Genomic DNA, 15385 nt, shown 5'->3' with positions numbered 1-15385 from the left:
CGAACTATACGTAACTTATTGAATAAAAAGTTAGTTTTGTCCTCGTTTTGGTACAAATATTGGTGAATTTGATCACCTTTGTTAACGCGTCGACTTTTCCCGTTTTACCTTCCTAGCACTCTATTTGATTGGAGTTATAATCCCGCGCCATTTATTGGTGGTGAGAATGAAAACGTCAGTGGTATTGACTGGTGTTTTTCTAATGATTTCAATCAACTTGCTTGTCTTTGAATACGTGGACAGGCAATAGGTGTTTAAGTGATGAAACTGATCAAAACAACAATTGCTGCGGCGCTAATGTCTACTATGCTAACAGGCTGTATCGGCCAAATGGCGACAACAGGTGCACTTATGTACGAAGTGAACCTAAAGGGTGTCGATAACCGTTACGCGCGCGCAGGTCTGTATACTTTGATGTCACCAGTGTACGCGATCACAGCGGCTGCTGACCTATTTGTTGTTAACTCTATTGAGTTCTGGACGGGTACGAACCCTATCACAAAGAAAAAAGCCGTCGCTGACACACCGGCTGAGGCTTACATTAAAGTAAACCACAAAGTAGGTAAGAAGTTCTCAACAGCGCCAGTGAAACTATCGAAACTTGACGACAGCACAATGCAAATGGAATTTTTGGATGATGCGGGCAAAGCACGCACGTTGGTAGGCGTAAGCGGCCAAGACAGCGTTGACTTCTACCTAGATGGTCAATACGTGACAACCGCGACACACCAAGAGCTAGAGCAGTACGCGACCGCTTCTTAATGCTATTTGGTTGATAAAGCACAAACAAAAAGGCCGACTGGGTGCTGATCCCGGTCGGCCTTTTTACCAATCAATAGGATGCGGAAAAGGAGCGAATTGGTATAGCTCGATCTTACCATGTTGCTCAAAAAGCGCGATGAGCAGAGCGTGGCAGAATGTAAAATTCAGTATGCAATCTTCTCTACAGAAACATTTGGTCGTGTTTAGAGACTTCTAATTAGGTTTAGAGACCTTGAATGCGTTTGGCGGTAACAATCAGTCCTTGCGTATAACTAAAGCCGTAACCATAGCCATAACCACCGTAACCATTTTCACCTCTTCCACCCGCCTCAAGTATTGCTTTATAGTCATAGTCACCACTCGTGATTGGGGTAATAGAGACCACCTCAAAGCCATCATGATTGAGTGTCGCGACCGCTTTTTGCAGATCTTCTGCTAGACGGACACTGTCCACTACCGATTTGGAATACCCCGTTTTTCGCCACACGGGAGAATCGCTATAGTCGACAGCTTCATGTTTTCCCACTTCGCAAAAATGCGCGGGTACATGAACGATTCGATTCATTTATTTACCTTACTGCTATTGTTACTCTGATATGCCTTTTGGGTCAGTCTTAATGCCGACTCTATGTTATTAGGCTTGCCGATTCTAACTTACTCTTCCGTCAACATGCACAAATTGTTCATTTATTCAGATAGTTAAATGTCGTAAGTGAGCTGTATCGCACAATTCGTTTCCGATCGAGCCTAGTTTTATCCGGTGACATATGCTGACACGCGTGGCGAAATGACCATTCTCATACATAATTAATGGTGTCTTTTGTAAGTAAGGAGACACGTTATGAAATGGATGATTGCAGCGGGTATGGGGGCGCTACTCTTGCTCTCAAGTGCTAGCTTTGCCAGTCAAAGTGGCGGGAAAATTGGCTTTTTGGTGGACTGCACCATTGACGGGAAATCAACTCGAATGCCAATGACGGCTTGCAGGCAAAAAGGAGGCGAGGCCAGATAGTCAGTAGTGACCATTCGCCTTAGCGATGACTTAAGCGTCGGATTTGGCCGCTAAGGCGAATGTGAATAAGGAAAAGTTAGAACTCCGCTTTAATCCAAATCATACGGTGATCGGACGAGACATCCTTTCCATTACCCCATTTTCCGATACGTGAATCATTAAACAGCAAACGACCTTCTTCGTAACTTGCTGCCCAGTAAACCCCAGAATCAACGATGTTTAACGTCTGAGAAGGGAGAGCATAGTCGACAGCTAGACCAAAGGTTGAAGTGAGGCGATTAGGCGCTGGGTGTGTAGAGCTGTTGTCAGTAGCATGCTCTGCCGCACCTGAGCTTGTTGGGTACAGCTCACCATTTGAAACCGCTTGATTGACGAGTGGGTCGTTGTGCAGCGCTTGCATAACCGCGCTAATACCATCGCCAGCAACAGGGTCAAGGTTTTGGTCGCCCATCATCACAAATTTGGCACTGCTATCAAGTCCACCTGTGCTACCTTCATCATCGTAGAAGTAGTCTTTACCTTGAATGTAGTCATGCCAAAACGTTACTTCCGCGGCATTTTGCGCTTTGTTTTTACCCGTATCGAATACTGGTGGTGTAGGGTGAGACATCAACAAGTGTACCACTTCATCACCATCGGCTGTTGGAATGATAATCGGTGCATCCACATGGTTTTTGGAAGACAGTCTTACCTGTTGCCACTCTTCATTGGTATACCAGTTGTCACCGCAAGCCATACCAGCAGGAATTGGGTTGTTGGCGTCATCGCAAAGAGTAATGGTTGGTATCTCAGCGCCTGCCATGTCTTTCCATTTGAATTCTTGGAATGTGCGTGTATTGGCCGTATCTATTTGATACTTGGACATCAGTGCAAACGCGTATTGGCCGTGATAAAACCCAAAGCCCCAAGCGTCGCCCGGTAGCTGGCCAGCAACGCCATTGTTATCAAGGTCAAGATTTGAAAGCAGGCCGGTATTGGTCGCGTAAGACTCCGAAAAAGGGTACTCAATCGGCTCTAAATTACTATCACCACCCGCACCATTTAGGCTTTGAGCGACCGATAGGTAGTTGGTTTGAAAGCCGATCAGTGCAGCTTTATCTTCACCAGCACCGTCATTGTTGTACTCCGCCATCATGAGCACGTCAGGACGGTTTTTCTGAATAATCGCCGCAACATTTCGGATTTGAATGACCTTCTCCGCTTGGCTTTTGTCAGCATCGTCGATAGTGCCATCAAGGTAGGTGGTAACCAGTTGCTGCTGAGTCTCTGGAGCTATTTGCATTTCCGCAACTAAATCGGCAAAGGTTGCTCGATCAAAAGAGAGGTTGTAGGTTGCGATTTTCACTTGAGTTGACTCTGCCACTGCCTGCTTGTCGGAGTCATTGCATCCAGAGAGCACCACTGCTCCTACAAGTAATGCGAGTGTTGTTTTTATTGTCTTCATAAATTGGCTCTAGTTTTATAAATTCAGCGCCAGAGTCTACTGTCATAGTGAAGGTGTTTGTGTGATAAGTGTTGCATTTGGTTTGTGCAAAAAGATTATATTTCAATTAATTGTGATATTCAGCGCATGTTTTTGGACGCATTTACGACATTTGAGCTTTGCTAAAGACGCAGTGTGGGTGAGTTTAGTCGTTGATTAATGGCAATCATGATCACGATAGATTTTATTGTTTGGAGCCACAGGATAAGGTTGAGTTAGACTCCGCCAAATTCTTTTTATGCGAGACGGAATGCCGTTTAGCAGTAATGGCTTAGGAACATAATGAACATCAAATCGCTTTCTATCTTGGTTGGTTTGGGGATGATGCTGGGTGGCTGTAGCCAAGACAGTGATACCAACGAAACCAATCCCTCTTTTTCGACAATTAAAGGGCTAGCATCGGCTGGTGGTGGGATCAAAGGGCGTATCGCCTTGGCACAGGTCGATGCAAGCCCCAATAGAACAACGGTTCTCAATAGCATGGTGTACACAGCGCCAAAAGGTGGTGATTTTACCATCGCCAATGCTGGGCAATTGGTGTATCCAACGCTGCTTAAGATCGATGGAGCCTCTGGTGTTAAAGCCATCAGTGAGTACACCATTTTGATGGATAACATGTCTCAGCACTTGAATCTAAACCCGCTAACACGCTTACTTATTGGTAAGGTTGCGGGCGTTGATGCTGAGCTTGTGTTTGAAGATTTTGAGCTGCACCAGTCTAAGTTCACTGCGGCAGCGATTGAAGCCGCGCAAGTTGAGTTGAAGTACACTCTAAAACCATTGTTTGAAGCAGCGGGAGTGGGTCTAAATAGCGACTTGCTTCGTGAGTATTATCCAGCTGATCACACTGAACTCGATGCTATCTTATCCGCTTTAGCGTTAGAGTATCACTCTGATGGCGCTGTGGTGACTTACCGGCCTAACCCTAAACACTCTCTAACGCTTACTTATGCGCAAGGTTGGCAAGGGGAGCAGTTGTTGCCTGAGGACTATGGGATGGAGACGCTCAAGTTAGAACTGGCGCTGCTTAATCAAGCCTCGCAGATACTCGAAGCCATGATTCTTCTTAAAGATGATCAGGCCGGGTTTGAAGCGTTCTTAGCGCCAGAAGCACATTGGTTTGGTGCAAACCGAGCAGAGCTGCATCAAAACTATTTTAATGTTTTGCCGAATGAAGAGGATGCGTCTTTAGAGCGTTATCGCGATTTAGTGCTGCTTGACAGTCAGCCTGAGAAAAAGCGTTATTTGGTGGGGTATACCACGGCATTTGAAGCCAGCACGTCTAGCAGCATTGCGCGCGACCAAGCTTGGTTTGAGCTTGATGAAGGCAAGTTGAAGTTCCTTGGTGACGATAAGCCATACCCGACCTCTTTTTACGCGGTATACAAGTTAAACCAAGCGACGAAACCTTATAATTGGGGTGACTTTGATACGTTTGATTGGGTGTTTGAAACGTCTGGCTTTTTGACGGCCTCTGACTGCGAGTTGGTTCCTGAAGTGGGGGAGTGGCAGTTCGGCAATCCAGAGTTTTTCGATGAGTTAGCGCCGCTTAGCTCGGTAATTGATGGCTTAAATTCTGTCACCGTGACATCGCCGTCCGACCAGGTGATTAAGATGGATAAAGTCTACCGTACGCCGAACTCGACCAGTTGCCATCTCGTCGATAGTGGCAACTTTGTTAGCGGTATGCTTTCTGGGTACCCAATAAGTGAAGCTGGTGCAATCCCGAGTAACCAAACATATACAGTGGCATTCCACTTTGATGCTCAAGTTTTGGACAAACAGATTTATCTGACTGAGCCGCCAGCATCACAGCTGGAAATGACGCCGTACATGGCTGAAGTAAAACAGCTTAACGGACGTAAGGATGAGTTTGTCTACCAATGGTCAAGACCAAGTACGTTTGTCACTGAAGGCGATTTGTATCTATATCATCCTCAGCAAGAAGGCGAGGGTAGCCGAGTCACCATTGGTGAGGGGATGACCCAAGTTTCTGGTGGCCAAAAGGACGATGTGGTTCGTATATTCCATAACGCTCTTGACCCATACGGACGCATTATCAATCAGTACTATGTGTCGGCGGATGGTACGCCGCTTGGCACAAACCAGTAACTGACTCCTACCTGTAAAAAAGCCAGCAATGTCACTTGAACATTGCTGGTTTTTGTTCGTACAGCACTAACGGGCTGGTGACTAGGCTTGCCCTTTAGACACGATTCGACTGATGCGTGAGTAGTGCAGGCCAAAGTGGGCACCGATCTGCTTTTGTGTGTAGCCACCACTGCGAAACGCAAGGCAAATGGCTTCATCTCGGCTATTGGCTTTCTGCTCATATTCTTTCAGGCTAAGAGGTGCTGAGCGTCGCTGGGCACTTGGGATCTCAGCAAGCTCCCCGGTCAGCGATTCAAGTGGCGTAAGGTGGCGCTGAATAAAGGCCTCATCGCCCAAGAAAATTTGACGTTTTAGATGTTGCCATGGATTGCACTCTTTCCCTTCGAGAACAAAATGTTTGTAGTGGCTCAATGCTTGCTCGCGATCTGTGCCAAAAGATTCGAGAGTGGGCTTACTGACAAACCATGTTGGTGCTGTTTTGCTGCCGTTGAGGTAGCCCCAACTGCTCCACGGATAACTTTCTGGATCCACGACCATATTCGCTTTCACTGGGTTGAGCAAAATATCACGACCGACATCGAGAAAGTGCGCGTCTCTTTCGACCAGAATGGATTTAAAACGCCCCTGGTATAGGTGTCCACTGCGACCATGTTTTTGATTAAAGCGCTGTGTGTAGACGCCGTTAAGCTGGCGCATGGCGATACTTAAGTTGCCATCTGGCGTTTCAATCAGCAGGTGATACTGACTCTTCATCAAGCAGTAACTATGAACCATCCAGTTGTAGCGCGTTGCGGTGTGATCGAGCACTTGAAGGAACAGTTCAAAATCTTCACGGTCTTGAAAAACAGACTGTCCGTCGTTGCCTTTCGAGTTCACATAATAGAGGGCGCCTGGGTATTCGATTCGTAGTGGTCTGCTCATAACGGTGGGGGTCGTCTCATAAGTGTATGAACGTTCTACTATAAAGGATCAACCTTGAAAGGCAAAACGCAAGACTTGACCCCTATTGGATTTGCTCGTGATGCGTTGTCCAATATGTCAGCACTTTTGATAGGAGCGTGCTAACACATTGGATAGTGAGGATTTTGCGAGTTATGCCGCTACCGCTTTAGTGATGCTAAGTGGTGCCACGTTGTGTTTGTTGCGTTGCCATACACGCTCATGGAAGAAATAAGCAACTGAGTTAATAGCGGGTTCAATCGTTGCCATTAGACCACCAATAAAGGCATCGCCAGTCAGTAGGTAAGTAACACTAAACGCCACGCCAAAATGGATGACAGCAAAGCTTGCTGTTTTCACTTGAGTCTTTGACTCACGACGTTTTAGGTAAGGCAGTTTTTGCCAAAGCTTCTCATGAAGATAAAACGCGCCAGTGTTGATAGTCGGCTCTACCATAGCGACCAGACTACCAAGCAAGAAGTCTCCAGTCAGAGAAAACGCAACCATAGTCGCGATAGAGAAGTGTATACCTGCAAAAGTAAGTGTCTTGATCATTACGTTACCCTCATGAACGTTAATCTGTGTTGATGAGGTCATTATTGATAATAGTTCTCAGTAACAGAAGTAAATTACTCCTATTTAGTTGATAGTTTATTTCTATCAATGTCTTTGGATTGAGTCGAATTTCAAAGATTATCAGGATCTAGGCGTTTAAACTTTTGACTTTGTTTGATAATCAAACTAAATTGATGATCAAGTATTTTGATTGTCAAACAAAGTGTGCCTCATGCCTTTTGAATCCGCCCCTCACTCACATAATTTCTCTAGTCATAATCACCAAGGTGAAAAACGAACGCTGTATGTGCTGCTGCTAACTGTAACCACTATGGTCGTCGAGATAGTGGCGGGAACCTTTTACGGCTCCATGGCACTCTTGGCTGATGGGTGGCACATGGGGACACACGCTGCTGCTTTCTGTATCACGTTATTTGCCTATCGCTATGCTAAGAAACATGAGGACAACGAGCGGTTTTCCTTTGGCACAGGTAAAGTCAGCGTGCTTGGGGGGTATACCAGTGCTATTGCTCTAGGTATTGTGGCGCTTATGATGGTCGTCGAATCGGTGCATCGATTGTTCAATCCACAGCCGATTCATTTTAATGAGGCAATTGTCGTGGCTTTTATAGGACTTGCCGTGAATGTCGCGAGTATGTTTTTGCTTGGCGATCATCATCACGATCATCATCACGATCATTCTCATCATCACTCGCATGACAATGACCATTCACATGAGCACGGACATTCGCATCATCACCATGACCACAATTTAAGAGCGGCCTACATGCATGTTTTAGCGGATGCATTGACCTCGTTGTTAGCTATCGGCGCTTTGATTCTTGGTAAGCTCTATGGTTGGAATTGGCTAGATGCATTTATGGGCATTGTTGGTGCTGTGGTTATTGGTAAGTGGACGCTCAACCTTTTGAAACAAACCAGCCCTATTTTGCTCGATGAGAGCGTAGAGGAAGCGTATCGAACAGAGATTCGTCATGAACTCGCCCTCTTAGCAGACGTGGTTGATTTGCATATGTGGAGAGTGAGCGGTCATCATTATGCTGCGGCCATTACCTTAGTGTCTAAAGACCCGCTTTCTTTGCAGGCGTATAAACAAAAACTCAGTAAGTTTGATAAGATTAGCCATCTCACACTAGAAGTACGTTCGACTTAATGCAGAATCTAGAAACGCTAAATCAGCTATTGACCGAGTTTTACGACAAGATGTCATCTTGGGAGCAGTCCGTTGTTAAAGAAACGGGGTATTCATTGGCGCAAGTACACACCATAGAGGTTTTGGGTGTTCATGGTGCAATGCGAATGAAGGAGCTTGCTGACAAGTTGGGGATCACGACCGGCACGCTGACGGTACAGGTCGATAAGCTGGTTGCTGCAAACTTGATTGAGCGTTTCCCACACCCTAATGATCGCCGCGCGATTGTGGTGGGTTTGACCGAGGGAGGGCAAGCGATTCACCGTCATCACAACCAATTGCACCTGAGTTTGGTCAAAGACATCACCCGCCATTTTGATGAGGGGCAAGAGGCTTTGCTTATCTCGTGCTTATCGAAGATGAATCGAGAGTTTTAAGGCTACCAAGAGTCGTTAATTTCTCATTGCTTTTTTGAGCGCTTAGCAGTACATATAAGCAGATCCCACTACTAGGCTTTCTGTGTGAAGCGAACGATTAACTTCTTCCCATTACTGCTGACTTTGCTAACGATGTTGCTTTTGAGCAGCGTCGCCGAGTCTATTAGTGAGACGAGGTATTCCTATCAGCCTGCGGTCGTAAATCCAGAGCGGGCGCCCGACCTCGCTAACGAGAATCAACTTTTACGTCCTTCTACATGGCGAGTACCATCACACAAAGCTCAGTTCCGACCGAGCGATCCCTTGCCTTGGTTGATTGTCGCGTTTTCACTGACCTCATGGTTTGTGCTTTCGCAGTTAAGATGCACCTTCCCAAGCAGCTATCTCGCCTTTGCTAATCCTCGGCTCGGTGGCTGGCAAGAGTCCAACCTACAATTTCGTTTCATTCACTCGCGTTAGTCACACTTTCAAAGATTTAACTTCCTCATTTCGTTAAGCTTTTGGAGTGTCTATGTTTGATGCGACTCAAGAGGTGTTGATTGCTATATGGCATCAAGACTTCGACGCACTGCTGTCGCCTGGCAGTGCGGTACTGATCTATGTTTTGGTCTCTTTGTTTATTTTTCTAGAAAGCAGCTTCCTGCCTGCGGCACCTTTGCCATGCGATAGTGTCGTGGTGCTGGTGGGTACCTTGTCTGCGGTAGGGGTTCTTAACCCATTTCTCGCGTTTGCGCTGCTTATCATTGCCGCGTCCGTGGGCAGTTGGCTTGCGTATTTACAAGGGCGCTGGTTAAACCGTTTGCCTGTCGTCCAAGGGTGGGTAAACAAAGTCCCCGAGAGCAACATGAAGATGGTGGATAACCTTTTGGGTCGCCATGGGCTTATAGCTCTGTTTATGGCTCGATTTGCCCCAGGTGTTCGCTGCCTGGTGCCTATGGTGATGGGGATTCGACTGCATGAAGTACAGCGTTTCCACTACTTTGCTTGGTTCAGTGCCAGCTTGTGGATTGCCCTGCTGGCCGGCGTAGGATTTCTCTTACCTTCCCTGCCTGAGCCTATTAGCCGTTTTGCTACCATGGTGTTGATGGCAGCACCTGTTGCAACGCTCTGTGCGGCGATCTTCACCTTTGTGACCTGGCGTCTGCGTAGGCTTATCGGTGACAAGAAACGTCGTCTCAATAAGTTTTAATACCGTCCTATTTCCTAGCTCACACATAGGAGGCGTTTGCAGCGCCTCTGATTAGAATCCCATGTTGAAAAATTTTAAGACTCCGCAGCTCGACCTTAGTATCTTGCTGGCGATTATCTCGATCATGATGCTTGGCTCGCTCACCATTTGGAGTGCCAGTGGTTACAGCGAAGCGATGATGACCAATCATTTGATGCGCTGCGGCATTGCACTGACCTGCGTGTTGATTATGTCTTCGATCCCGGCGAAACAGTATCGACGTTTCTCACCGCATCTTTACTTACTCACCATTATTCTGCTAATCGGTGTGGTGCTGGCAGGAGATAGCAGTAATGGCTCTCAGCGCTGGCTAAGTATAGCTGGGGTTCGCTTTCAGCCTTCAGAGTTGGTAAAGCTTGCGATTCCAATGATGGTGGCTTGGTTTATTCAAAGGGAAGGCACAAGACCAAGTGGCTTACGGCTGATTGCGGCTATTTTGATGACGGCCATTCCCGCGGGTCTAATCTTTATTCAGCCAGACTTGGATGGGGCAATCTTTGGCGTGATTTACATGCTGTTTGTGCTCTATTTCGCTGGCATGAGTTGGAAGATCATCGGAGGCTTTGTCGCTCTAGTGGCAACCTCTGCCCCTTTGTTATGGTTCTTTGTGATAGAAACCTATCAAAAGAAACGCATTTTGCAGTTCTTAAATCCGCAAAGTGATCCACTCGGTTCGGGGTATCAAATTATCCAGTCCCATATTGCTATTGGCTCTGGTGGGGTAACGGGGAAGGGCTGGACGAACGCTACTCAAAGCTCGTTGGGCTTTATTCCAGAAAGTCACACTGACTTCATTTTCTCTGCGTTCGCAGAAGAGTGGGGGTTTATTGGCTGTGTTTTGCTTCTGTCGCTCTATCTGTTCATTACGCTGAGAGCCTTGTGGCTCGCTTGCCATTGTCATCATGCCTATAGCCGTTTGGTGTGCGGTGCGCTAGCGCTCAGCTTCTTTTTGTACGCGTTTATCAATACCGGTATGGTCAGTGGTCTATTACCTGTCATGGGTAGCCCGTTGCCGTTTTTCAGTTATGGCGGCACCGCAATGATTACTCAGGGTGTGTGCTTTGGGATCATTATGTCTCTCTGCCGAGCGACATCGCGTTACGATTAAAGTGAGATGAGAAAAAGCGCCTTGCTAAAACAAGGCGCTTGGGTGAGAGTCAATAAAGCGTGGGATTAGTTACCAATCAAAGCAGGGATACCCGGCAATTGACCGACGACTGCGAGTGAGCCAATACAGACCACAAACGCCAGACCTGGGATTAGGTACTTGTCCTTTTTGGACAGGGTTTTAGCGCGCTCGCTATCGCCAATGAAGCCCATGTTATCGAGCAGCATAGTCGTTGCCCAGCCGAACACCGGGTTCACAAATGCGCACGAGAAAATACAGATACCCGCACTGAGTGAGTCTTTGTGTTTGTGAATCATCTGCATGCCTGCTTCAAGTAGAGGCAGGAACACACCAACAATCAGCGCAACGCGCAGCACCGGTTCCCACATGGCTAAATCCATTGGATAGCCCAGCACTGAGGCCAATATACACAAAATACCCGTAAGCAGCGCGCCACCAGGAATAGGGCGCTTGGCGATAGCCGCTGGGATCATGTAGGTACCCCAAGAAGAGGCGAGATTCGAGCCGCCAAGTAAAGAGCCCACACCTTGACGAATCGATGCCACCATCATGGTATCGTCAACGTTCATCAGTACGCCTTTGGCTTCTTTTGGATAGTTCAGCTCTTGGAATACACGGTGACCTAAATAGTCAGGTGACCACATCGCCACAGCCAAAAGTGCAAACGGTACAACCGCAATGTAGTGTTCAAGCGTCGGCCAGCCCAGCTTCCAACCTGTGTCTTCACCCCACCAGTAGAATGGACTTAAATGTGGTAAGCCAGGTTCGGTAGTAAAAGCAAACTCTGCGCCCATGGCGTACGCGACAATACCGGCAATCGCCGAGCAAAGCGGGATAGCTAGCCAGCGTTTGTTCACTTTAGCCAGGTAGGCGTACACCAACACAGTGACACCAATCACCGCAAACGAGATATAGCCATGGCCGCTAGCGCTTGCCCATGCTTCGGTTTTATTGATTTGGCTGATTAGGCCGACGGCTCCTAAGTAAATCAGCAAGCCTCCCCGTACGCCGACCCCGGTGAGGGTCATCAACTTGGAGCCCCCTTTGGTGAGCGCGAGTATCATCCCGAATGCGCACACCATTATACCTAGGGCGAGTGGGTGTCCACCTGCGGCAGCCACAAGGGGTATCAGCGGTATCATTGGCCCATGTGTTCCAGCAAGGTTCGCATTGGGGTTAAGAATCGCAGAAAACAAGATAACGAATAGAGCACCCGCAATGAGTAGCTCGTATCGGACGTTTTCTGCGACAAATTCCGGTGATAGGCCAAACTGTGCTGCGAACACTGCGACCATGGCTGTCACCATGACCACTTTCCCTATGGTGGCGGCAATCGCCGGTACCCAGTCTTCTATCTCGATACTGTAATCACGAAAGGGTAAGTGAATACCCCACCGTCTGAAGCTCATGATCTTAAGATCATGGTTCAGAAATTCTTCCCTGCTTTCAAACTCTTGCGCTTTACGGCGCATATCCCTATAAAAGGTTTTACTACTTCCAGACATACGTCTCTTTCCCTTGTGAGAGGGAGAACAACCAGTCGGCACTTAAGGCTACTTGCGCACGGTATACCAACCTTCGATTGATACGAGTCGGCATCCCAGCCGCTACCGCGCTCCTTCTTTTAATGCCAGAAGGGAGACTTAATAACTTTGTGTTCTCCTTAGTGATAGCCAGCACCCATGATCGGTACCAGCTGGATCCGTGTTTCACTATTGAATGAAAGGTAAATAAATTGAAAACGGCTTTTATTGATTTGGATTAGCATGTCACCAATGATCGCGGGGTAAAGTGAGTTTTTTGTTGTAGTTGCGAGGCCGAGCACAGGTTCTTGTTATTAACTTATGAAATCAAACACCTAGCGATAATGAAGATATCAGAGCACGCCAATCGAACGGAGCAATTATTCGGACTCCGTGCCGAAGACATTCATAAATGGATTGATGGTTTTTTTGAACACGATCGATTTGATCATGCTCTAAAGCAAGGGACAGTGACTCGCGATCCCTACGATCACCGTCGATTTCGGCACTGTAAAGAAGCGCTGAACGAGGCGTATCAAGAGTTCAGTGGCCAGTATTCGCGCCAGCAGATACGCAATGTGTTTGAAACTCATATTCGTGATGATTACGACGGCTATATTCCTTCCCGTGCTGATTTTGAAAATGGCACGTTTCAAACCAAATACCATGATGCCCATGACGGCGATGAACTCAGTGCTGTATTGAGCGCCAATGAATTGATGGATTACTTTGATGGTTTACATGCACGTCATTCTGAAAATCGCGGACTGTTAAACCGCTTTACCTTGCGTATTGTTGCCCCCTCGATTTTGGCGCTGGTGTTATTTGTTGCTGCGATTATTTTCGCCATTGTCCCCTTTGTTGAGCAGTCGATGGTCGAGCAAAAGCGCAACATGTTGGCGCAGCTGACCTCCTCTGCGGTGAGTATTGTCGATAGCTACATTGAGCTTGAGCAAAAAGGCGAGCTCAGCCTCCAAGAGGCGCAAATCCGCGCGAAGAATGAAATTGAAACCATGCGCTATGGGCCTAACAATCGCGATTACTTCTTCATTATCGACAGTAAGCCAACGATGGTGATGCACCCCTATCGCGCTGACTTAACAGGACAAGACCTCAGTGACTATCGAGATAGCGACGGTGTTGCTGTGTTTGTCGAGTTCACTAAGCTAGTCGATAACCACCAGCATGGTTTTTTGGAATACTTGTGGCAGTGGAATGACCAAGCGGATGTGACCACGCCGAAACTGACTTATGTGGAAGGCATTGACGAGTGGCAATGGATCATAGGTACAGGTGTCTATTTGGACGATGTCCAGCAGGGTATCGACAAGCTAGAAGGGACGCTTTACGCCATTTTTGCCGCGATTTTTGCCGGTCTTGTAGTGTGTATCGGCTTTGTTATGTCGCAAAGCAAAGTGATTGAAAATCGGAAAAAGCGCGCCGAAATCGCGCTACATGAAGCGAAAGATCGCTATCGTGCTTTAGTCGAATCATCGAATGAAGGCTACATTTTGGAGACCGATGGGCAGATCATATACTCCAATGCCTGTCTTCATCGCATGGTAGGTTATAGTGAACACGATTTTGAGCAGCAAGATATTTGGTCTCGATTATTTACTCAATCACCTCAAAACACCAAAGTGCTGGCGCACCTTGAGGCACTGTTTGATGGTGGAGTTGAGCCTGGGGAGTTTGAAGCGCAACTTATCACTAAACACGGCAATACCCTAGATATCATTGTTAGCTCATCGCGTATCTTCTTGTCTGAAAAACAGGGGCACGTACTGTCGTTTAGGCCGATAACCCGCAAGATTTATGGCGGTAGTTTTGGCGTTATCGATGAGGTGCGTGACTATCAGCCTATGGTCGCTGATATCATCAGCAAGATAGAACAAAGCCATTCGCCAGGCCATGCTGTGGAAACACTGAATCAATTGACGGTCGTTATCCGTCAGATGATAGAGTCTGGCTGCCGTCCTGAAATATTGCGCCGAACCATAGGTACTGCCTACGATGCGGCTATCTGCCGATTTATCCAGTTGGCGACGATTGAGCTTGGTGAGCCACCGGTACCGTTTACCTTTATTTCTTTTGGTAGTAACGCGCGCCACGACATGACGCTGTTTTCCGATCAAGATAACGCCATTGTGTTTGATGGTGCCACGTTAGAGCCGACTGAGTTAAAGCAAGTTCGCCGCTATTTTTTGAGCTTGGCTGAAAATGTCTGCTCCATGCTCAATCGTGCAGGATATCGTTATTGCGAAGGACTGATTATGGCGTCGAATCACCAGTGGTGTTTGAGCCTTGATGAGTGGAATCGCAACTTTGAACGCTGGATAGCAGACGCTACCGCTGAGTCGATACTGGAGCTGAATGTGTTTTTCGATATTCGCGCGACCTATGGTGAAGGGGCACTAGTGGATGCGATGCACGACAATATTCAACATCAGCTCAAGCGCCAACCATCGTTTTTTACAACGTACGCACATAACTGCCTGCAGCATGAGATCCCACTGACCGCGACGAAACAGATCAAAGTGGAGAATCATCAAGGGCAGTTAACCTTGAACCTCAAGCAATGCTTAAGACCAATGGAGATCTTCTGTCGTCTGTACGCGTTAAAACATGATATTCGTGAGAGTAATACCGTCACTCGTCTTAAACTTTTGGCGGCAAAGCAGGAGTTGGACGCCCCGACGCTTCGTGACATGCTGTATATCTTTGATCATATATGGCAGCTACGATTTATGAACCAAATCGACGAGTACACCGATCTTTGCAAGGTTAATGATGATATCGATTTGGCCAAGCTGTCGACGTTGGAGCGCCAACATTTAGAATCGGTGCTTGAGCGAGTAAGCCTATTTCACGATAAAGTAGAGCGCGACTTTTTGCGATGATAAGTCAGTGACATTTTGCGAGTGAGTTGGCATGAAGATAGCTGGGTGTTCATTGTCTCTTTCCTTTACTGATAGCTCACTCGAAAACTTTCCAAACTATTGACAATCTTAGCTTTATTTAGCGATCTCGGCGCGGCGAATCCTCTTATTAC

General features: G+C 47.2%; 14 protein-coding genes. 9 read left to right on the top strand and 5 right to left on the bottom strand.

All coding sequences use genetic code 11. From position 1 onward, the window contains the following. The first annotated feature begins 261 nt into the window (after positions 1-261). The gene (locus tag ACVA6Q_RS08610) at positions 262-762 is read left to right on the top strand and encodes a DUF3332 family protein (RefSeq protein WP_112478987.1); all 501 of its coding nucleotides are present in this window, start codon (positions 262-264) and stop codon (positions 760-762) included. A gap of 223 nt (positions 763-985) precedes the next feature. Here ACVA6Q_RS08610 and ACVA6Q_RS08605 read toward each other — a convergent pair whose 3' ends face one another. Beyond that, positions 986-1327 (bottom strand): hypothetical protein, encoded by a 342-nt coding sequence (locus tag ACVA6Q_RS08605; RefSeq protein ID WP_446647264.1) that lies wholly within the window; start codon positions 1325-1327, stop codon positions 986-988. Between the two features lie 276 nt (positions 1328-1603). Between ACVA6Q_RS08605 and ACVA6Q_RS08600 the strand changes: the two genes are divergently transcribed. Beyond that, complete coding sequence (locus tag ACVA6Q_RS08600; RefSeq protein WP_353496789.1) at positions 1604-1774, top strand: hypothetical protein; 171 nt, start codon at positions 1604-1606, stop codon at positions 1772-1774. 76 nt (positions 1775-1850) lie between these two features. Here the strand turns inward: ACVA6Q_RS08600 and ACVA6Q_RS08595 are convergent, their stop codons facing one another. Beyond that, on the bottom strand, positions 1851-3218 hold the full coding sequence (locus ACVA6Q_RS08595; RefSeq protein ID WP_446647263.1) for an endonuclease/exonuclease/phosphatase family protein: 1368 nt from the start codon (positions 3216-3218) through the stop codon (positions 1851-1853). Between the two features lie 321 nt (positions 3219-3539). On the opposite strand from ACVA6Q_RS08595, the gene ACVA6Q_RS08590 reads away from it, so the two are divergent. After that, on the top strand, positions 3540-5369 hold the full coding sequence (locus ACVA6Q_RS08590) for a hypothetical protein (protein ID WP_446647262.1): 1830 nt from the start codon (positions 3540-3542) through the stop codon (positions 5367-5369). Between the two features lie 81 nt (positions 5370-5450). On the opposite strand, the gene ACVA6Q_RS08585 is transcribed toward ACVA6Q_RS08590, so the two are convergent. Together ACVA6Q_RS08585 and ACVA6Q_RS08580 are read right to left on the bottom strand one after the other, a co-directional pair. Next, positions 5451-6290, bottom strand: coding sequence for a transposase (locus tag ACVA6Q_RS08585; protein WP_446647261.1), 840 nt, complete (start codon positions 6288-6290; stop codon positions 5451-5453). A 171-nt stretch (positions 6291-6461) separates the two neighbouring features. Continuing rightward, complete coding sequence (locus tag ACVA6Q_RS08580; protein ID WP_446647260.1) at positions 6462-6863, bottom strand: DUF2061 domain-containing protein; 402 nt, start codon at positions 6861-6863, stop codon at positions 6462-6464. A gap of 232 nt (positions 6864-7095) precedes the next feature. Here ACVA6Q_RS08580 and dmeF point away from each other — a divergent pair, with 232 nt between their 5' ends. From dmeF to rodA, 5 genes are all read left to right on the top strand, one after another. Next, positions 7096-8037, top strand: a complete 942-nt coding sequence (dmeF, locus tag ACVA6Q_RS08575) for a CDF family Co(II)/Ni(II) efflux transporter DmeF (protein WP_446647259.1) — start codon at positions 7096-7098, stop codon at positions 8035-8037. After that, a complete protein-coding gene (locus ACVA6Q_RS08570) occupies positions 8037-8453 on the top strand; it encodes a MarR family winged helix-turn-helix transcriptional regulator (RefSeq protein ID WP_446647258.1) in 417 nt (138 codons plus the stop codon). Before dmeF ends, ACVA6Q_RS08570 begins: the two co-directional genes overlap by 1 nt. A gap of 84 nt (positions 8454-8537) precedes the next feature. Further along, entirely contained in the window at positions 8538-8912 is a 375-nt protein-coding gene (locus ACVA6Q_RS08565) for a hypothetical protein (protein WP_353496782.1), read from the top strand. 52 nt (positions 8913-8964) lie between these two features. After that, complete coding sequence (locus ACVA6Q_RS08560) at positions 8965-9642, top strand: DedA family protein (protein ID WP_446647257.1); 678 nt, start codon at positions 8965-8967, stop codon at positions 9640-9642. 61 nt (positions 9643-9703) lie between these two features. Then, positions 9704-10789, top strand: a complete 1086-nt coding sequence (gene rodA, locus ACVA6Q_RS08555; protein WP_446647256.1) for a rod shape-determining protein RodA — start codon at positions 9704-9706, stop codon at positions 10787-10789. 65 nt (positions 10790-10854) lie between these two features. Here the strand turns inward: rodA and ACVA6Q_RS08550 are convergent, their stop codons facing one another. Continuing rightward, positions 10855-12315: a DUF3360 family protein gene (locus ACVA6Q_RS08550; RefSeq protein ID WP_353496779.1), complete on the bottom strand. Its 1461-nt coding sequence runs from the start codon at positions 12313-12315 to the stop codon at positions 10855-10857. A 362-nt stretch (positions 12316-12677) separates the two neighbouring features. Between ACVA6Q_RS08550 and ACVA6Q_RS08545 the strand changes: the two genes are divergently transcribed. Beyond that, on the top strand, positions 12678-15233 hold the full coding sequence (locus ACVA6Q_RS08545; RefSeq protein ID WP_446647255.1) for a DUF294 nucleotidyltransferase-like domain-containing protein: 2556 nt from the start codon (positions 12678-12680) through the stop codon (positions 15231-15233). Positions 15234-15385 lie beyond the last annotated feature (152 nt).

Source organism: Vibrio sp. DNB22_10_4, assembly GCF_052879755.1.
The sequence above is the reverse complement of the archived record's forward strand: the minus strand, read 5'-3'. Positions and strand labels throughout refer to the sequence as shown.

Bases quoted from the DNA above. Each gene is read 5' to 3' on its own strand.
- ACVA6Q_RS08600 (WP_353496789.1), top strand. From the start codon at position 1,604: ATGAAATGGATGATTGCAGCGGGTATGGGGGCGCTACTCTTGCTCTCA.
- ACVA6Q_RS08560 (WP_446647257.1), top strand. From the start codon at position 8,965: ATGTTTGATGCGACTCAAGAGGTGTTGATTGCTATATGGCATCAAGAC.
- dmeF (WP_446647259.1), top strand. From the start codon at position 7,096: ATGCCTTTTGAATCCGCCCCTCACTCACATAATTTCTCTAGTCATAAT.
- ACVA6Q_RS08550 (WP_353496779.1), bottom strand. From the start codon at position 12,315: ATGTCTGGAAGTAGTAAAACCTTTTATAGGGATATGCGCCGTAAAGCG.
- ACVA6Q_RS08580 (WP_446647260.1), bottom strand. From the start codon at position 6,863: ATGATCAAGACACTTACTTTTGCAGGTATACACTTCTCTATCGCGACT.
- ACVA6Q_RS08610 (WP_112478987.1), top strand. From the start codon at position 262: ATGAAACTGATCAAAACAACAATTGCTGCGGCGCTAATGTCTACTATG.
- ACVA6Q_RS08605 (WP_446647264.1), bottom strand. From the start codon at position 1,327: ATGAATCGAATCGTTCATGTACCCGCGCATTTTTGCGAAGTGGGAAAA.
- ACVA6Q_RS08595 (WP_446647263.1), bottom strand. From the start codon at position 3,218: ATGAAGACAATAAAAACAACACTCGCATTACTTGTAGGAGCAGTGGTG.
- ACVA6Q_RS08545 (WP_446647255.1), top strand. From the start codon at position 12,678: ATGAAGATATCAGAGCACGCCAATCGAACGGAGCAATTATTCGGACTC.
- ACVA6Q_RS08585 (WP_446647261.1), bottom strand. From the start codon at position 6,290: ATGAGCAGACCACTACGAATCGAATACCCAGGCGCCCTCTATTATGTG.
- ACVA6Q_RS08590 (WP_446647262.1), top strand. From the start codon at position 3,540: ATGAACATCAAATCGCTTTCTATCTTGGTTGGTTTGGGGATGATGCTG.
- rodA (WP_446647256.1), top strand. From the start codon at position 9,704: ATGTTGAAAAATTTTAAGACTCCGCAGCTCGACCTTAGTATCTTGCTG.
- ACVA6Q_RS08570 (WP_446647258.1), top strand. From the start codon at position 8,037: ATGCAGAATCTAGAAACGCTAAATCAGCTATTGACCGAGTTTTACGAC.